Here is a 19,029-nt window from a genome sequence, read left to right on the forward strand (position 1 = left end):
GAAACTATTGACTATGTTAACTAAAAAACTGATTTCTAATGGATTCTACTTTAAACTTTGTTGTTTCTTAGGATTAATTAAAAGTATTTCAGCCTATAGCCAGAAGGAAAACTACTTCATAGATTATGGCTCTATGCAAACTTATGGATTGGTCAGAAACTCACTTCACTACAACGATTCAAATACTCATTTCAGAGGAGGACTTAGTGTAGGATTAGGTTGGACAAACAAAATGAAAAGTCATGAGCATTGGCACTGGTTCTGGAGTTTTTCCTATAACCAACGCCGTTTTGAACTCAATCGTTTGCAGCCTTACAGTGGCTCCTCAGCGGTTGTTTTATTACAAAGAGATACAAGGGGGATTGAAGTTGCATGGGGAGTAATGCGAAAAACCCCTGTCTCGCCTATGGTTACTATTCTAACTACGGGTGGCTTAACTCAAGATGTGGTAGCTAAACAGTATCAGCGTTGGAGGGACGATTTTGGAAATATGATTGAAACTCAGACGTTCGGAATAGGTAGTGCTACCTTTAGAAATCGTGCTTTTTTGCGGGCTGGAGTAGAATTACAGGTGATTCCTAGGTATTCTTTGGTCATTGAGTCTAGCCTTTCGGCGGAGATTAAGGCGGCTTTTGTCAAAACAATAGATAAAGTAAACCCAGTTTCATTTGGTGTACATCTTCGGATAGTTAGGGTGAGATAGATAGGATAGTGTGGGCTTGTTTGGCTCTCGCCTTCTGATGCAGTTTCGAAACCAGAATTGTTAAAATCAACCTATTATAAGGTCTTTTAATTAATTTCATAGTTCCACGTATCCATCCTATGTTGGTAGGTGAGTGATTTTGATTGTTTTTTGTTTTGAAATTTTTTGAAAGAAGAGAGTTGCTGAGATAATTTTTTCCCTAGAAGAAAGACTGTATTTAATTGTTTAAAAACTGGTTATATTTTTATTTAAGATTGATGATTAAAATATTGATGATTTACAGGGCTTGTAATTCATTGATTACGAGATGGTTATGTAGTCTAATTCTGTCAAAATGTAGTCTAATTCTGTCAAAATGTAGTCTAATTCTGTCAAAATGTAGTCTAATTCTGTCAAAATGTAGTCGAACTCTGTCAAAATGTAGTCTTTAATTCTGTCAAAATGTAGTCTAATTCTGTCAAAATGTAGTCGAACTCTGTCAATTAATATGACTGACATTATTATTTGACAGAATAAATTTTGAATGTGATAAAATTAAATATTATTAAATTTGTTTTTTTTGTATTATTAAATAGTTGTACTTTTGTAAACCTAGATTTCCTACTTCAGAAGCTACATATTGTCAAAATACTTGTTTTAATTCTGTCAAAATGTAGCCGTTTTTCTCTTTTCTTGTTTGTAATTATTTGGTATTCAGTGATTTATATGTATTTCTTGTATTGCTGTTAACTGTCAAGGTGTTGAGAAGCCGTAAAAATGGCATTTTTTACGGTATTATATTGAAAAAACTTCATCTATTTAAAAAAAACAATTTTATAATATATTGATATACAGTGATTTGTATTTAACTCTGTCAAAATGTAGTCCAACTCTGTCAAAAAATTAAAATTTCTGACACTTTTTTTATTTGACAGAGTATTTTTTTTAACTTGCTTTCAAATCAAAGAAAAATGAAGTTAAAGCATTACAATAGACAGCCAAATGCTTCGATTATGACTCGCCAGAGTTTTTCGCTTCTGGAGAAGAGAGTTTTCTATATCGTGTTGAATCAATTAAGTGAAGCAGATATAAATCTAAAGCAAAATAAGCAATTTAGAATACCCGCGAAGCTTATAACCCAAAATTATCGACAAATGCTTGGGATGGCCCAGTCGTTGATGCGTAACTGTCAGATATGGCTAAGAAACGATGAACAAAAGGAGTTTCAAGCTTACAATGTATTTTCATCAGCTCGATATAGTGCCAAAGAGGGCATCTTTGAAATAGGGTTGTCGTATGAGGTGATACCCCACATTGCTCAAATTAAAAGTGGCTATACAGAATATGAATTAGCAATTGCGCTATCGCTAAATAAAACCTATTCGCAAAGGTTGTATGAAATGCTATCGCGTTGGAAGAACTTTAACGGTGGGACTTGGTCTCAAGTCTCGGTGGAAGATTTGAGAGACTTACTTGGAGCCAATGAGGAAACCTATGATGATTTTGGACAACTAAAGAGACGCGTGTTGGATCCAAGTTGTGAAGAAATTTCGGACAAAACTGACATTAGTTGTAGCTACCAAATACAGAAAACAGGCAGAAAAGTAACTCACCTGAGTTTTTACATTCAAACTCAAAATTCGAAAGCGATCCAAGAATTGCAAGAAATTCGTGAGGCATTGAATGCCCTAAATATGGATGACCGTTGGAAATACATGCACGAACGGTTGGAAATGTATGATTTTACTAAAATTCAAAGAAATAAGATACTGCAAGATGAAGACTTGGCCAATCGCTTTATAAATGCCGATATGGAAATACAAGCAGGCAAAAGAAAACCTAATGATGCAACGGCATATATGGCCGTCATTCTTGGCTTTAACGAAAGTAGGGCAAGAAAAGCAAAAAAATAAATGCTCGGGAGTATTTAGATGGCTAGCTTGTTTTGTGCTTTAGTGGGGTTGTGACTCAAATTCAGATTAGCGTGGGGGCGCGGGGATAATTTTAAAAGGCTACTGTCGGGGAGCTTTTCGCCATTACGCTGTTGTAAGATTTCATTAAAGTCTTTTTGTGTACGGCTGGGGCGGCTAATTAGAAATAGAGGATGGCTTTGCTTTTGGTTAATGCTATCTGAAAGTCTGTTGAGTGCTCGAATGAGCATATTTGTGTCGTTGGGAAAAGAAATGACAACATGGGTGCATAATTTGTCTTTACTAGGCGTTTGTAAGTGGCTCAATTGACTGGCTTTCGCCTTGAACTCATTTCCTTCTTTTGTTACAAACTTATTCAAGCAAGCGGTTAAGTCGTTAATGTATTTTTCGTGTTGATGTTCAAGTGATTGCAACGTAGAGCCTTGTAACTTGTGCGAAAGTTCGAGCCGAAGATGGTTTTGCCCCTTTATGAAATTATCATCTTCTGTTGGAAGATGACCGTCGTTTTCGATTTCAGCGTTCCCAATCAATTGCTGTACACTTTGGATACCAATAGGTGGGGCGCTATAGGTGATATAAGGGGTTAGGTTAAAATCCTGCTGTTCGCTGGGATGTTTAAGCCCAAGGTAATTAATCGCAAACCGAATTCCAGCATTATCACCATCCTGCGCAATTACCACTTCAGCTAATGGATTTCGGTTAAGTATATGTTGAATATGCTCCATTTGATGTTTAGCTGGAGTGCCACAAGTGGCAATATAAAGCCGACATTCATCAGCTGTTTCGGGGTTTAATTGAGCGAAGGACAAAGCATCAATTGGACTCTCACAAAGTACAAGGCGATTGGCTGATATGGGCTCAAAAAGTTCTGCCACTTTGTTAGTGGGAATAGAAAGTTGAGTGGAGAGATTAGTTGGGTCAAGGTAGCAAAAGTAAATTTCATTATTACTTAGGTTTCGGTAAAGTGTACCTAAGGTATTTATAGGAATGTGTTGATACTGAGTTGTTAATCTAAAATAGGCGTTAGACAGCCAAAGTGCTTCACGCCTTTCTATGCTAGGAAATTGTTTAAATTTATCGTTCCTTATGTCCAACGACGCTAAATTTCCATCAATTGCAAATAGCGGGAAAGCCGTATTTTGGAAGATTAAGTCCTTGGATTTTAGGCGGTTTAAATACTTGTTAATGAACACTTCATTCAGAGCAAACCGATTGATTTGCCCATCAAGTTTTGTGAAGAAAAACCTATCACCCAGGTCATTAGATTGAAGTTGCTCTTTAGTAAAAAGCAATGTACCCTTAGAGAGTATCATGTTTTGCCCTTTGGTATTATTGAGAACGAGTGGTTCAATTAATTCATAGGCCAATTGTTTTAGGCCGACATTCAAAATTTTTGACACAAAAGCAGGGTGACCCAGGGTTGGAATATTGATTGCCCGATTGAGCAGATAGCGGTTGTCTTTTAGTAGGGTTGGAGTGTAGGTTTCTTTTAAATCGGCCTCTCTGAGTGCCGTATTTTTCAAAAAATAGCTTTCAGAGACCTCTCGAAGTGGGGCTAGTTTGGCCACTTTGTGTTGGTATTGGGTATCTCCTAAAATTTGGTCAACAACAGCAAAGGTGCTCTTCCAATTCTCATTTTCCATGCGATGAATAAATTGAATGGAGTCACCTTTGAAGCCTTCGCTTCGTTTCCAATTTCCTTGGGCGTCTTTGTACGGTTTTCCCAAATCGTTCAGGTCACAAAACCCTTTATATCGGTACTTACCTGCGATGTTACAAACCGCTAATCGTTGCTTGTCCCCTTTAATCCCAGTTTTATAAATTCTCCAAACACCATTTTTACTTGTCTTTTGGGCGTCCAGATAATAGCCGTAGTGTTGTAATACAATCTCAATGTCTAATTCTTTTCTCAGCCAATCAAAATCACGTTTGCTGGTGGGTTCGGCGTGTGCAATCTTGGTAACTTTTGGAGGTAAGCCATTTTGAATTTGATAAATGTTTCTTAGGTCAAGTTTGTTCCTTTCAGCAACTTTTTCCAGAGCGGTAGAGTCCCATAGTTTTCGGGATGAGGTGGACTGTAAAATACTGGCATAAAGTTGATTGATGTTCAACTGTGGGAGCGAAATAATCTGAGATGGTGACTGCTCTCCCCACGCGGTTGCTTTTCCAGTAATATGCTGCTGATAAGTGTTTAAAAAATCATCAGCCCTGAAGCCAGCAATACATGGATATAACTCTACTTTGAAATTGGGGGCGCCAACAGACAGTATCCTTTTAGATACATTTCTAAGTGGTATTGATGTTGGTAGTTTTGTATATAAGCGATTGGGGTTTGCTTCCTTTAGGGCCTGATTTAATCGTTCAATATTTTTTGGCGTAGAATCTATCCAGAGTTTGATATGTGTAATGGGACGTCCCTTCTCAAAAGTATTGATTGCGAAGTCGCCAAAAATCAAATACTTGACATGATGTTTATTGAAAAAATGTAAAAGGTTAAGTTGTTCAGGGTGAGCGTAATTTGTGTGTATATCCAAAGTTTTACGAAAATTATTCGTTTAAAAAAATACTGTTGTTTGCGAAAACCGCCATAAAGTTTTTAAGAATGATATCACGCTGTTCCTCGTCTAAATTGAACCAGTCGGTTGGGTGCTCGACCCTCAAACGAGGAAGCGTAAGTTTTAAATCATGTTCATCTATCCCCATTTCAACAGGTTCAAGAATGTGAGTGCCAAATTTCTGTTGAAGTTGTAAAATGAATTCTTCTTGGGCTTGTTGAGAGTATTTCATTAAAATGTGGGCTAGTTGTTGTTAAATGCGAAATCCTCTTCTAGTGTTAAGGTTGTCTTGAACATCTTGTGAAGGGGGTTGGCTGTTTGAAGCGTCAATACTAGGTGTTGCTTTTTTCTGAAATGCTTTTTTAGGCTTTTCGAGTTCAAATCGGAAAGTAATTTCTCCATTAGGAAATGTCGAGAATTGGAGTAAAATGGGGCCAATATAGCCCACTTTTTTCCCGAAGGCATCAAACAATGGGAGGGATTCGACAACAGATTGTTCTTTTAAAATAGGGAGCTTGGATTTTGTAAAATCGTTAAACCAAGCCAGGGATAATCGTTGAAATGGTGAGAGTGAACTAAGATTCGGAGTTGGGCTCGATAACTGAAGGTCATTTTTTATTAAAACTTCTAGTTCAGGTTTAAGCCATTTTAGCAACGCAATCTTGGTCGGATCTCGTTCTTTGTCAATGAGTTGTTCCACTATTTGTGTTTCTGACAAAGCTTTGGCAGCTTCCCTTAGTACTTTTGGACGAATCTGGTCATAAATCTTTTGGGCTTCTTTTTGTTTAAGCATTTAATAAATTTTATTTTGATTTAATTTCGCAAATTAACTAAATTAAAATAATTTAACGAAATTAAATTTATCAATTAAATCTTAATGTCTTTTTTAACTAAAAAATGCCCAAATCACCGCATAAAGAAAGCAAGTTGAAGTCACACTAAATGAATGGATTATCAGTATCGAATGTTGCTAAATCACTAACGGGGGCTAAAATGTGGAAATTGTTACCATGTCGGAGCATTAACTCATGAAGTTTTGTTACTACAGGCAGAGCTTGGTAATTATGAAGAAGGAGTAGGGGCGGTTCCTTTTTCTAACATGCAGTAATACTGATAGGCGGTGTTTACGATTGAAGGGTGATACATGAACTCCTCGATCGATAAGCCGTGCTTTTTAGTAAAAGTCATAAATTTTAACAAAGTAGAAGAAGTGTTTTTCCCAAAAGAAAGATCTCTTAGCTGAAAGTACTCTAAACCAGCCATTTGAGCAATGTCTTTCACAGAAAGCACTCTCTCAAATTTGCCTTTTATTTTGGTCAAATCGCCCTTAAAATATTTAGTTTGATCGTCTAATAGTTTTGCTTTTATAAATTGTACGCATACACTAAATACTTTTCCGTAGTAAAATTTTTCACTTTCGGGATGTGAAACTATTTGACTGATTTTTTCAAAAATATTTTTTTTGTCATCCTCACTTAGTGAATCAAAGGATGTTGAGCTAAGTTCTTGAATTACAACAAATTGTTCGGTTTCTGTTAACGATTTTTGAAGCTTTCGCATGATTAAATTGCAGGGTAAATTGTATGATGTTTCTAAGATAATGCAATTTAAGCATCTTATAAGATTAAATCAAACTTAATTATATAAAATAGTTTGATTTAATAAATCTACTTTTTTGATGTATTCTATGTACCATTCTTTTTGTTGATTAATATACCAAAAAATCCAATCTCACTTTGGACTAGTTCTCTGACATCTTGTTTTACTTTTTGGTAACATGAAGAGGTTAAATGTTCTCTAATGAGCCGTTTGGTAGATTCACTTTGGGTGGTATAGCCCTGAGAATAACCCATTTTTATAGCAAATTGCTCAAAATCCTTAATTGGTGGCAGTTGTTTATGCTTTTTTGTGAGCGTTTTGTCAATAAGAATTTGTCCTTTGAATGTCTTCAAATCAACTTCTTCCCCAAAGTTATCAACTGTTTGACCTACAAATTCACCCTGTTTAAGGGTCGCGATTTTTGACGGAGGAATCACATCTTGTTGCTGCGTTTGAACGTTAAGGGATGTATCAGTTCTTGAAAATGTAATACTTTCCTTCAATTGATTCGTTTTACCAAAACGTTTTGACAATGTTTCAGCTGAATTAAATACTACTACCCCCGAAAAGAAATTGCCAACGGTATTCATAATCACTTTGGCTTCTTTGTCACCATAGTCACGAGTAAGTTGCTCAAAATCTTGAAAACCAAGCCATGGAGCTACTTTATTGGAACGAGCGGTAGCAATTAAGGTATCAATCCCTTTAATGAACATAGTGGGTAACTCATCCCAAAACAGGGCCGATTTTAGTCCTCCCTTTTTGTTGACCATTTTGAGCATCCGAGAAGTATAAAGCGAAAATACTGTACCGTAAATTCCAATTCGTTCGGGATTGTTTCCTGTACAGAGAATTTTTGGGGCTTCAGGGTTATTGATATCCAAGGATAAGTCGTTGCCAGTCATTATCCAATAAATAGTTGGCGAAGATATTCGAGTAATGGGAATTCGTACGGAAGCAATTTGACCAGCGAGTTGCTCAATGGCGCCGTCTTGCCAAGCATCTTTGAATGGTTTTACATATACTTCTAAATCTTGGTATTTACTCATTATCTCAAACATAGAACCGTAGTCTTCGTTTACAAATTCAATAACGTGTGGGAATGTGCATACCTGTGATAGCTGTTTATAACGATTGAGGGCGATTGTATCTTGTTCAATTTCAGGTTTTTGAGTCTCAATGAGGTATAAATTTTTGTATTTCACACTGGCAGAACGCAAGTACCAAATAACGGCGGTTAGAAAGTTGATGGCTGATTCAACAAAAAAGTCGCCTTGTTTTTGAACCCACGTTCGATTTAAATTCAACATGATTGTTTGAGCTGCTTCGTAGGCGTCCATGATGTCGGTCATTGAATCTGGAAAAAGGGGGTTACAACGGTGTGAGCGCTCAATATCATCGAAATTGATGACGAAAAATTGGGGAATGAGTGGTTGTCCATCTCCCTTTTTTCCCCAAGCATAAGGATTTTCGGCCAACGTATGTCGGTAGGCATTGTAAGCTTCGAGGGTTAAGTCAGGGTATTTAAAATCATACACATAAGCAGTGTAACCCTTCCAAATGGACTGCCAAATTGCTGGTATCAGTACTGCAAATGATTTTCCCGATCCAGGTGTTCCTAACACCATTACTGACCGCATTGGGTTGATAATGTTTATCCAGCCTTGGTGCCACTTTTTCTTAAAGTAATATTGAGTTCTGAAGTGGATAGAGTACTCATTCTCAATGTATCGCTCATTCTGAGGGAATGTTTCATTTTCTTCGTTAAAGATGTCATCATTTAGACTTCCCAAAAACAAACGGCTAGCGTATTGTAGCCCTTTTATAAGAAAAAATACGCCAGTTATAGTCGTGAAAATATAGAGTAAGTGGTTGCCAAAGTTAGAAATGTTGATAGGATAGTAGAGCAAAAAAGTACTCCCGAAAAAAATAAAAAAACCAATGAAAACCGTTCTTTTGACCTTTTCGACGGTTATGCTTGACTTAAATGTTCCCTTTGACCCGAGCCCGTGAAATACAAGTAAGGCGCAAATAATAAGTTTAGACGTAAATGGGTTATTGAATAAGCGATATTTATCATTCAGTTTACCTAAAAATTCTTTTAAAAACTCAGATAGCCATACGTAGCTAGAAAAAAGAGATATATTAAACCAAAAGTGGTGGCATATTAGAAGTAAAATACTGATAATGAGTAACAAATCAACGCCTTTTTGGTGTGATTCACCATTGTTGGATGCGATTCCCATACATTTATTTGGTTTTAAAATTAAATAATATTTAATTTTAATGTGCAATAATATTATATTTGTGCCGATTTATAACAACCAAATTATTGTACGGGCAAAGTAATGAGTTACACAATTGACCAATTTGTGGCCTATCTTCACCGAGAAGGTTTTGAGGCTGCTTCTTCCGAACGAACACAGTGGCATCAGTTTTATGACAAGAAATTAGATGAGCAAGTCTCCATTAGGGTGTATCTACCTTTATTGAAGAACGACTCTTTTTCGGCATCTTCAGGGGTTAGGATGTATTTATTTCATGAAGTTTTACAACGATATGTTGGTGAAACAGCCTACTATGAATGGACAGACGAAGCAGATTTAGAAGATGCACTCAAATTGAGAATAGAAATGTTTAAAGGCGCTTATCTTTCAGGTCAGTACCGTAGTCCGCTGAATATCAATGGCTACGTTTTTAAGAATGGATTACAGCCTTATTGGGTTTGTCGAGAAACAGGTGGCACCTTTACGGATGAGGAATGGAAAGCAATGCAATGATGAAAGGTCTTTATTTATTGGTCTTGATTATGTTGGTTCGTACTTTGAATGCCCAAACACCCAGAATTAGAATTAACTCTTTTCTACAGGGAAGTGGTACTGTATCGGTGAGGGTTTGGAGTCCAACAACGGGTTACGATTATACAATGCAATATGATTTAGGAACGCCTTATCAAAATCAAGACCCTGAAATCCCATCACCACCAGCTGGGAGTAATTATAGCATCTTGGTGACAAACCATTCGAATCAAAGTTTGTCATTTGCGCTCACTCAAACAGGGGTTAATTGTGATGCTTCTCGGACTCGATATACGAACTTTGCAGGGCCAGATTACGGATTTGTTGATCTTTTGGCCAATGAAGTAATGTCAGGGCAGTCTTTCTATATCGCTAAAGACACCCTAAAAATTCGTACGAACGCTAGCTATGGGCAGGTTTGTACGCAATCAACTGCCCAAAATAGTTACCAAACCGGAGAATTGTTTGTCAATTTGTTTTCGGGGAACGGTTACATTCGTCTTCAACCAATTCGTTACATAGACAGAGTGCTGTATTTTTCGTCTGTTAATGAAAATTGCGTGTTAAATGGTCAATTTAAAGTGTATGTCAATGGAAACGCGGTTTCTTATACGCCTGATTTCTTGGGTTATGGGTTGGCATTTCTGCGGTTGAGTTCATCGACAGAACTGTCTGTAGGGGATGAAGTATGGGGATTTAACCAATGTACGGGTCAAATTTCAAATGTCGAGTACCCCCGCGATGTTTTTGCCTATTTAGAGGTAAAGGATGGTTTTTCGCATACTGGAAACCGAATAACACCGACCTATTCGTTACCTCCTTATGGATTATACACAACACCCGTTGAGGTTAATCAATGCACGCCTGTAAAATTATCTTCTCATGTACTATATGAATTGGGTCTGAGTAATTCAGGGAATAACGATAATACGTATCGTGAAGAGGGACCTTACAAAATCAACGGGCAACTGGTACAAGAATCTGAGATGTGGCATGGATTTGTGCCCCCTAATGCGGGTACGTATATACAGCAGGGTAAGGTGTTTACTAATAATGGACTCATCAGCTGGCTTACTCGTCAGCCAAGAGCGGCACCTGTAAAATGGGAAGTCAACTACCGAGGTATCGTTGGAAATGACGAAGGAGACAATACCTTTTATATGAACGGTTCTGGCTTTGCCCAAATGAAAGATGACAACTATGATTTATTTCAGACTACTTATTCCGAACACGACTTACCAAAGAATAAAAATAAAATGCCAACCTCTAACCCTGCTAACTATACGTTAGAGGCGACAAAGGAGGGCGTTATTCGTTTTTGGCATAATGGCGTAAAAATAGACTCATTAGTGGAACGGGTTAAATTTGAAGTTTTAGGCGGAAAAGGTCTGCTGAGTGAGACGGGGTCAGTCCCGTATGGGAAAGAAGTAGTATTTACCCCACAAGACACGGGCTATTATTATGTAAAAGCTACATTTAATGGACAAATCGCTGTCAAACAATTGTTCCATGTAAAATCAAACCCTCCAAAATTATCGGTGGGAGATACGCTTAAAGTAGCGACCAATCAACAGGTAATGATTTCGATAACCAACTGTGCAGGAACTGTCAAGTGGGACGATGGTAGTACAGGTAGTTTTATTCAATTTAGCGCTAAAGAGAGTCGCATGGTAACGGCGAGTTGTCAGCCCGAGACAGGTTGTTTTACAAAAACGGTGAAAACGTATGTACAAGTAAAACCCCCGAAGCCGACTGTTCAAAGTTCATTGACGGATGTTTGTGAAAATACCATGGTTACCTTTAGTGCGGGAGGCTGTACGGGACAGTATTTGTGGTCGAACGGAGCGAGCGGGAACCAAATTACTTTAGTAGCAACCCAGCCGCAGTTATTGTGGGTCAAGTGTCAAGATAAAGCGGGTACATCAGACCCCAAATTTATTCAATTTCGGAATTAATCAATTAATACAGGTCTTCCCCAAAGACATTTATCCAAAACACACCTCCTTTTGGGGGAAGGGGGCTTATTTTATGAAAATATCAATTTGTGCCTTTTTTGTACTCCTATTATGGAGTTCAGTGATTGCTTTTGGGCAAGACACCACCTTTGTTACCATTCGTAAGTTACCATCAAAGGTTTCTCTTACAATGAATACAGATTCAATTTATCTCGGACAAAAAGCCACGTTAACCGCATCAGGTTGTGCTGGGACTGTTACATGGTCAACGGGGCAAACGGCAGCCTCCATTCAGGTATCGCCAACTACTCAAACATTCTACAGCGCTTTTTGTACCTCAGCTTTTGGTTGTGTAGGAGTGAAAGATTCACTGAAAGTACTAGTAAGAAAAGCCCTTGTCCCCAAAGCTAGTCCTACTACGATTTGTGCAGGCGATTCCTCTGTTTTAACTGTAGCAGGTTGTACAGGTGGAACGTTGACGTGGAATAATGGAGGTGTTGGAACGAGAATAGTCGTAAAACCCAACGTGACTACGCAATATTCTGTTACATGTATGCAAGGAACACTGGGTACGTCACAACCTGTCTTAGTGACAGTAAATGTAAATGCCACGCCAACAGTTCCAGTTTTAACGGCTAATCCTCAAAACGTAAAAACGGGTGAAAGTGTAACCCTGGCTGCCACAGGTTGTAGCGGGACGATAACATGGGCGCACGGAAAAACGGGAGCTAGCATTACAGAAACTCTGACCAAAACTACCGTATTTTCGGCATTTTGTACATCCACGCAAGGTTGTAAAAGCCCTACCGCCAGTGTCACTGCGGGGGTAGATTCTCCGATTCCGATTGTCAATGCAACGCCCAACGAACTTTGTGAAGGGCAAAGTTTGACTTTGAAAGTATCGGGTTGTTCGGCAACAGGTACGTACGAATGGCGAAATGCCAGCGACCAGCTTGTCAATAGTACGTCAACTTATACCCTAACTGTTACGGGCAACCAAACGCTAAAAGTTGTTTGTAAAGATAGCGCAGGTACATCTCAGCCTAGAATTGTAAGCCTTAAAGTAGCGAACTAAACGCCCAAAAAGTGGGGAGTAATTGCTGTTGTAAATAAGCAGCTATTCCCCACAAAAACTTTACTAGATGATTTCAAGAATTGTTTATTTAACGCTGTTGAGTCTGGGACTGTTGCAAAATTCTCAGGCGCAAGATTCTCTGTATGTAATTGTGGGTCAAACGCCTCCTGCGCCGTTGCTTTCCGCCAACAAAAACCCAGCTAATGTCAATGAAAAAGTGGTACTGGTGGCCAATGGTTGTACTGGACAAGTGGTTTGGTCTGACGCAACCATTGGCGCAAGTCGTATCGTAGCTTTGGAACGAACCACAGAGTTTAGGGCGAGGTGTATCACAGCCCAACGGTGTACCAGTTCAGAAAGTAAATTAGAAGTGCAGGTAAAACTCACGCCCCCACAAATCGAAGGATTGAAAGAAGTCTGTGAGGGACAAAATGTCACATTGACTGCGCGTGGGTGCCCTCAAGAAACGCGTTGGCAAGATGAGGGCGTTGGAGAAGTTCGGACATTTCGTCCCTCAGTAACGACGACTTATTATGCAAAATGTATTCAGAATGGCTTGGTGTCAAATAACGCTGGCGTTTTGGTGATAGTTAATTCTAAGCCAGTTCCACCTACAATAACAAAGAATGAACAGACAGCAGACAATGTAAATGAGGTTTCATTACATGCTAATTGCAACGGGGCAACTGTTAGGTGGGACAACGGCTCAACGCAACCCACTATCAATGTCATACCCGTACTTCCAACCAACACGTATTCCGCAGTATGTATCTCACCCCAAGGATGTCAGAGTGAAAGCACCCGTTTTACCTTAACGCTACAAGTTAGTAAACCAGAATTAACGGTTGCTAATCAAAAGGTGTGCGCGGGTCAATCAGTTTCTTTGATTGCCAGCAATTGCAATGGCTCATATGTCTGGTCTTCGGGGGAAAGTACCGCAGTTATCACCCCAATAGTGAGCAATACCAGTCAGTTTTGGGTAAAATGTAAGACGAGTGCGGGCCTATCTGAACCCACATCGGTAACGATAGAAATTATCACAACGCCAACTTCTCCCGTGCTTACGGCACAACCTAGTTCATTGCTATTTGGACAATCAACTCAGATAACCGCATTTGGTTGTAATGGAGTTGTAAAGTGGTCAAATCAAACTACAGGTAATACCTTACATGTAACACCTAATGGAACCAGTACGTATGAAGCCTATTGTGAAACCCAAACGGGGTGCCGAAGCGCTACGTCTAGTGTTGTAGTGACAGTCTATCCATCTACCACGAGACTGATAGCAGCACCTGCGGCCATTTGTGCTGGTGAAAAAACTAGTTTAAAAGCGGTTGGCTGTAAGGGAACGGTAACTTGGTTGTTTGGTTATAAGGGAGATAGCGTGCAAGTTGTTCCGACGCGGACAACTACCTACTTTGCCGTATGCCAAACGGGCGATGTGAAAGATACGAATGCAGTAGAAGTCTTGGTTTACCCTTTGCCCAATGAACCAACACTAACGGCAAACAAGACGCAACTTCAAAGCGGAGAGTTAGTGGTGTTAAATTCACAAGGTTGTAGTTACCGAACAATATGGGACACAGGCATTGTAGGTGAGAAAATACAACTATTCCCTCAAATTTCGACGGAATATGCGGCTTATTGCCAGAGTGAAAAAGGCTGTATGGGAAAAATGTCACGTATCAAAATCCAAGTCAATGCCGCTACCTTGACTTTAACAGCCAATCGCCCCAAAATATGTCAGGGTGAAACATCAACCCTTGTCGCAGATGGCTGCCAAAATGGAACACTAACTTGGGAGCAGTTTCCTAACCAAAGGAGTAATTCTTTGATGGTTCAACCAACTGTAACCACCATTTACAAAGTAAAATGTGAAACACTTTCAGGAGTCTCAGAAGCCGCAATTACGGTTACAGTAAATCATAAAACAAAGCTTTTGGTTTCAAATGCTGAGTTATGTGAAAACGCTACGATTGATTTGAGAAAGCAAGTTTTGAATGCGGGCTCTTTTGGTAATTTACTGTTTAGAAAGAGTACGCCAAGTTCAGTTAATGTTTCTTATCTTCAGACATTTACTCAAAGTGGTACGTATTACGTAATTGGAACGAACCCTAATTCATGTCTCGACACTGCCCAAATTGCACTTATTGTTAACCCTAAACCAGCCATCCCTTCGGTAAATACCCCTTTGGACTCTGTGATGGCAGGAAGTAGTTATTTTTTACAGGGAAAGGGCTGTGAAAATGGAACGATACATTGGTGGGTAAATGACAAAAAAGAAACAGGAGGAAAAATCAATCTTGTGGCGGAACAAAATACCCGCATAAAGGTCATTTGTGTAAGTACGAAGGGTGGATGTGCCAGTGATACTAATTTCTTGTCAATACCTGTCAAACAAGGAGTTCCTGCACTGGCCATTTTATCTTCAAAAGCCTGTGAAGGAGGAATAGTATCGCTTGAGGCAAAAGGATGTGCTCAGGGTTTGTTGGTAGGCACCCCCAATGATTTTCGTATTTTGCCCATCACTTTTTCGCTATCAGTACCATTAAATAGGGATTCAATCTTCTATAATGGTACTTGGGTAGGTACCAAGCTCAAACGGGGAGATTCCCTTTTTGTCGTCTTACCTGCTTACTGTTACACAGGTAATATCAATTCTACGTTCAAAAGTACTCCTCGTCGCCTTGAAATCCCCATCCAATTTGTATCATTAACTGATTTGTATTTTTATCCTAATCCTGCGTCTGGCAAAATTCGTATCAAGGGGCGTGATTGTGTCAATGGGCTACGCCTCAAGGTATGGGATTTGGTAGGGCGTCTATTGATGGATGATTATGGCCTCAACGTTGACAATGAGATTGAGCTGGATGTTTCTACTTTGGCTTCAGGGGAATACCTTTTGGAAATACAAACGGCATCGGGAGAAAGTAACGTCAGTAGGTTATTGAAATACAGTAAGTAAAGTTGCTAATGACCTGTTAACGAGGTGTAGTAAAACCACGAAAAATAACAAAATGAATACTTGGAACATCAACAAATTCCTGTTTGGAGTCGGCATCACGTTACAGAGTATTTGCCAGGCTCAAATTAATACACAACGTACTCCAGTGTCAGCCCTTGAATATCTTTATATTGTCCCCGATGCACGTCACGGAAGCATGGGCGCTGGTGCTTCTTCTTCCCCATCGGCGTATAGTACGGCTACAAACGTAGCCGTGCCAGCATTTTGTCAAGATTTTCAGGCATTTAGTTTGAATTATACCCCTTGGAATATTGACTTAGTGAAAGACATGCGAATGCTACATTTTAATGCTTACGGGCGTACCGATGAAAATGGGCGTTGGAATGTATCTTTAAGTCATTTTAACTACGGTAAAGCCGAATTGAGGGATGATTTTGGCAACTATCAGGGAGAAATTAGCTCTTACGATATGAATTTGCGACTTGCCCACGCACGTAAGCTGACCCAAAATCTATCAGTTGGTGTCGGCTTACGTAGCTTTTATTCTAACTTATTCGGTAGAATGGCGTGGCAGGGATTTCAATTACGGCCTGTTTTTGGGGTGAATGCCGACCTAGGGGTTTATTGGCGCCAAGACCGTAGTGAAGAGCGAGACTGGTTTTCAGATTGGGGGATTAGTATTCACCATTTGGGGGGACGAATCAGCTACGGAGATGATAAGCGGTTGAATTTTCAGCCTACTTTATTTCGGGCAGGAGTGGCTCTTTCGCATCCTATTGATAAAGAGGAGGGAAGAGAAGTACAGTTTTATTTGGATGCGCTCAAACAACTCGTACCAACGCCTCCCGTGTATGGAGTTGACGGAAAGCTTGAGCGCGGAAATGACCCGACAAAGCAATCGGGAATGAGGACAATTTTTACGAGTTGGGCAGATGCCCCAGATGGGGTTAAAGAAGAAATACAAGAAATTTGGTGGACCATGGGAGTGCATTACCAACATAATTCAACTTTGGCACTCCGCCTAAATTATTTTACCGACCACCGCAACAAAGGGAATCGCCACTTACTGACCGTAGGATTGGGCTTGATGAATCTTAACGGGAAAAAAAGTGCATTGAAAATGGACTTAGACGTTTCATACACTTTATCCGTAAAAGGGTACAACCCATTGAACCATTCATTTCAAATAGGCTTATTAGTGAAACGTCAACCAGATGAATAGCACGGATTTAGACTTTTTTGAACTCTATTTAACGGATTTTTTGCAGTCGGATTTTCCTGAGTTGTTGCGAAAATTGAGTTCATCAGAAATAAAAACCCTCTTGACCGTGCGGGCGTCAAATGCAACCACGGCGTTTGAAAATGCCCGAAGAGAGGGCTTAACGGTAATGGCTGCCCAAGAAGTAGCTATTCACTCACTGGTGAAAGGTCTTAACTTCTCAATTTATAACTTCCTGCACGATACATTAGAAAAAGAATTTAAACATATTTTTGAAGCCCTCACTCAGCAGCAGCGCCTTGTTCCCATTTTATTGTCTTTTTGTACCCCTTTGAATGATTTTATTCTTCAGTACGAAATGGATGATACACCTACTAAACAATTTAGGTACAGTTTGATTGTGAACACATTAAGTCAAGCATTGGCTAAAGTGGTTTGAGACGTTGACAGCTAAAAAATAAAAATGGCGTTTAATCCTAAACAACACTTGGTAACCAATACCGAGGTGATAGCTCTTGCGTTGCAATTGCAAAAACAAGGAGCTAGTCCAACGTCGGAGCAAGCCGATTTAATTCGTCGCTATGCAGGTTTTGGAGGAATCAAAGCGATACTTTTACCCTTGGAAGACGACAGTGCTTGGCAAACGAAAGCAGATATTGAATTACGCCCCCTTGTTCAAACACTGTGGGAAACAATAAAAAATGCAGTTGGCGAACAACGGGCTGAGGAATACTGGCAAAGCCTTAAAAATAGTGTATTGACCGGTTTTTATACTCCTCCAGCAGTGATTGAAGCGCTCGGAGAAGCTATCCAACAAACGGGGTTTGAAGTGAACAACTTTTTAGACCCTTCGGCGGGGTTGGGGCAGTTTTCGGAAGGATTTCAGCAAAAAGGTTTATCTCTCTCCAATTCCCTTTTGATTGAAAAAGACCTGCTAACGGCTACGCTGTTGGAAACGCTGCACGGCAAGAATCAAGTAAAACAACAAGGATTTGAAGACATTAGCAGTCGCTATTTGAATACCTTCGACTTGGTAGCCTCCAACATTCCCTTTGGCGATGTGGCCGTGTGGGATGCCGCCTTTGCCAACAGCAAAGACAAAACCAAACGCCAGGCTTGCCGAAGTTTGCATAGCTATTTTTTTGCCAAAGCCGTGGACGTGGCCAAAGAGGGTGGGGTAGTGGCCTTCTTGACAACTGATGCGTTGATAAATAGCCCAAGTAATGAGCCGATTAGGCACTATTTGATGCGGAATACAAATCTGATAAGCTCAGTTCGCTTACCTCACAATCTATTTACTGATTTTGCGGGCACAAGTGTTGGCAGTGATTTAATTATTCTTCAAAAAAACACGCAAAAAACAAGCCTGAGCCAGCGGGAACGGCTCTTTACCCAAAGTCCACGGGGAGAGTATCCGAGCAGCCGCTATTACGAAAACTTGGGACGTATTGTCCATACCCAGCTTCAATTTGATACCGACCAGTATGGTAAACCCGCTCGGATTTTCATTCATAAAGGGGGAAGCGAAGCCATTGGTCACGAATTGAAACGAATGCTGGATGAGGATTTGGGCCAACACCTCAAAATCGCTGTACCAACTGAAAAAGCGCGGGTTGTCATTAGTAAAGCCCCACCTACGCCTCAACTTGACCTTTTTGCGACGCTTCAACCAACGTTGGTGATTGAACCTCAGCTTTTTGAAGGCATAAAATACCCTCACTTAAAAGAAGGTTCGTTGGTAGAACAAAATGGGCTTGTGGGTAAGGTGTACGAGTTGGCCGAGGCAAAACCTTCTTTTCGCCCTCTGGAAGTCTCGAAGACCCAACAGGAAAAAGTGAAAAGCCTGATTCAGCTTCGAGATAATTACCATTTACTTTACAACTTTGAGCAGGAATTTCAAACAGAAAATGCAGGTTTACGTCAATTACTCAACGAATCGTATGACCAATTCAAGCACCAATACGGCGAGCTAAATCGCAAAGAAAACGTTGGGACCGTCTTGCTCGACCCGCAAGGGAAAGAACTGTTGGCCTTGGAGCGGGTCAAAGAGGGGCAATTTATTAAAGCCGATATTTTTGAACAGCCTGTTTCATTTTCCACAAAACAACGCATTGAAACGGCCGAAGATGCCCTGCTTGCGTCGTTGAATTGGTTCGGGAAAGTCAATCTTGATTACATGCAAGAAGTGAGTGGTTTAAGCGACGAAAAATTGCTGAATCAGTTGCAAGACCGCCTGCTCTTTGACCCGAT

General features: G+C 39.9%; 14 protein-coding genes. 9 read left to right on the plus strand and 5 right to left on the minus strand.

What is annotated here, in order from left to right; genetic code table 11:
- Positions 1-13 precede the first annotated feature (13 nt).
- Positions 14-703, plus strand: a complete 690-nt coding sequence (locus tag AC23P2_RS26715) for a hypothetical protein (RefSeq protein WP_487776025.1) — start codon at positions 14-16, stop codon at positions 701-703.
- A gap of 950 nt (positions 704-1,653) precedes the next feature.
- Positions 1,654-2,595: a RepB family plasmid replication initiator protein gene (locus AC23P2_RS26720; RefSeq protein ID WP_487776026.1), complete on the plus strand. Its 942-nt coding sequence runs from the start codon at positions 1,654-1,656 to the stop codon at positions 2,593-2,595.
- 14 nt (positions 2,596-2,609) lie between these two features.
- Here the strand turns inward: AC23P2_RS26720 and AC23P2_RS26725 are convergent, their stop codons facing one another.
- From AC23P2_RS26725 to AC23P2_RS26745, 5 genes are all read right to left on the minus strand, one after another.
- A complete protein-coding gene (locus tag AC23P2_RS26725; protein WP_487776027.1) occupies positions 2,610-5,147 on the minus strand; it encodes a toprim domain-containing protein in 2,538 nt (845 codons plus the stop codon).
- Between the two features lie 13 nt (positions 5,148-5,160).
- Positions 5,161-5,400 (minus strand): hypothetical protein, encoded by a 240-nt coding sequence (locus AC23P2_RS26730; RefSeq protein WP_487756954.1) that lies wholly within the window; start codon positions 5,398-5,400, stop codon positions 5,161-5,163.
- A 21-nt stretch (positions 5,401-5,421) separates the two neighbouring features.
- A complete protein-coding gene (locus tag AC23P2_RS26735) occupies positions 5,422-5,961 on the minus strand; it encodes a hypothetical protein (protein ID WP_487776028.1) in 540 nt (179 codons plus the stop codon).
- Between the two features lie 269 nt (positions 5,962-6,230).
- Positions 6,231-6,728 carry a hypothetical protein gene (locus tag AC23P2_RS26740; RefSeq protein WP_487776029.1) on the minus strand — a complete coding sequence of 166 codons (498 nt, stop codon included), beginning with the start codon at positions 6,726-6,728 and terminating at the stop codon, positions 6,231-6,233.
- 125 nt (positions 6,729-6,853) lie between these two features.
- Positions 6,854-9,013, minus strand: coding sequence for a YWFCY domain-containing protein (locus AC23P2_RS26745; protein WP_487776030.1), 2,160 nt, complete (start codon positions 9,011-9,013; stop codon positions 6,854-6,856).
- Between the two features lie 102 nt (positions 9,014-9,115).
- On the opposite strand from AC23P2_RS26745, the gene AC23P2_RS26750 reads away from it, so the two are divergent.
- The 7 genes from AC23P2_RS26750 to AC23P2_RS26780 all read left to right on the plus strand — a co-directional run.
- Complete coding sequence (locus AC23P2_RS26750; protein WP_487776031.1) at positions 9,116-9,547, plus strand: hypothetical protein; 432 nt, start codon at positions 9,116-9,118, stop codon at positions 9,545-9,547.
- Positions 9,529-11,520, plus strand: a complete 1,992-nt coding sequence (locus AC23P2_RS26755) for a hypothetical protein (RefSeq protein WP_487776032.1) — start codon at positions 9,529-9,531, stop codon at positions 11,518-11,520. The genes AC23P2_RS26750 and AC23P2_RS26755 overlap by 19 nt, the downstream gene beginning before the upstream one ends.
- Positions 11,521-11,710: 190 nt before the next feature.
- Entirely contained in the window at positions 11,711-12,595 is an 885-nt protein-coding gene (locus AC23P2_RS26760; RefSeq protein ID WP_487776033.1) for a hypothetical protein, read from the plus strand.
- Positions 12,596-12,662: 67 nt separating this feature from the next.
- Positions 12,663-15,560: a T9SS type A sorting domain-containing protein gene (locus AC23P2_RS26765; RefSeq protein WP_487776034.1), complete on the plus strand. Its 2,898-nt coding sequence runs from the start codon at positions 12,663-12,665 to the stop codon at positions 15,558-15,560.
- Between the two features lie 52 nt (positions 15,561-15,612).
- Positions 15,613-16,782: a type IX secretion system outer membrane channel protein PorV gene (porV, locus tag AC23P2_RS26770; RefSeq protein ID WP_487776035.1), complete on the plus strand. Its 1,170-nt coding sequence runs from the start codon at positions 15,613-15,615 to the stop codon at positions 16,780-16,782.
- Positions 16,775-17,218, plus strand: a complete 444-nt coding sequence (locus AC23P2_RS26775; protein ID WP_487776036.1) for a DUF1896 family protein — start codon at positions 16,775-16,777, stop codon at positions 17,216-17,218. The genes porV and AC23P2_RS26775 overlap by 8 nt, the downstream gene beginning before the upstream one ends.
- Positions 17,219-17,242: 24 nt before the next feature.
- On the plus strand, positions 17,243-19,029 hold a 1,787-nt coding region (locus AC23P2_RS26780; protein ID WP_487776037.1), incomplete at its 3' end, for an N-6 DNA methylase.

The sequence above is a fragment of the Runella sp. R0.1_18 genome (assembly GCF_057652155.1).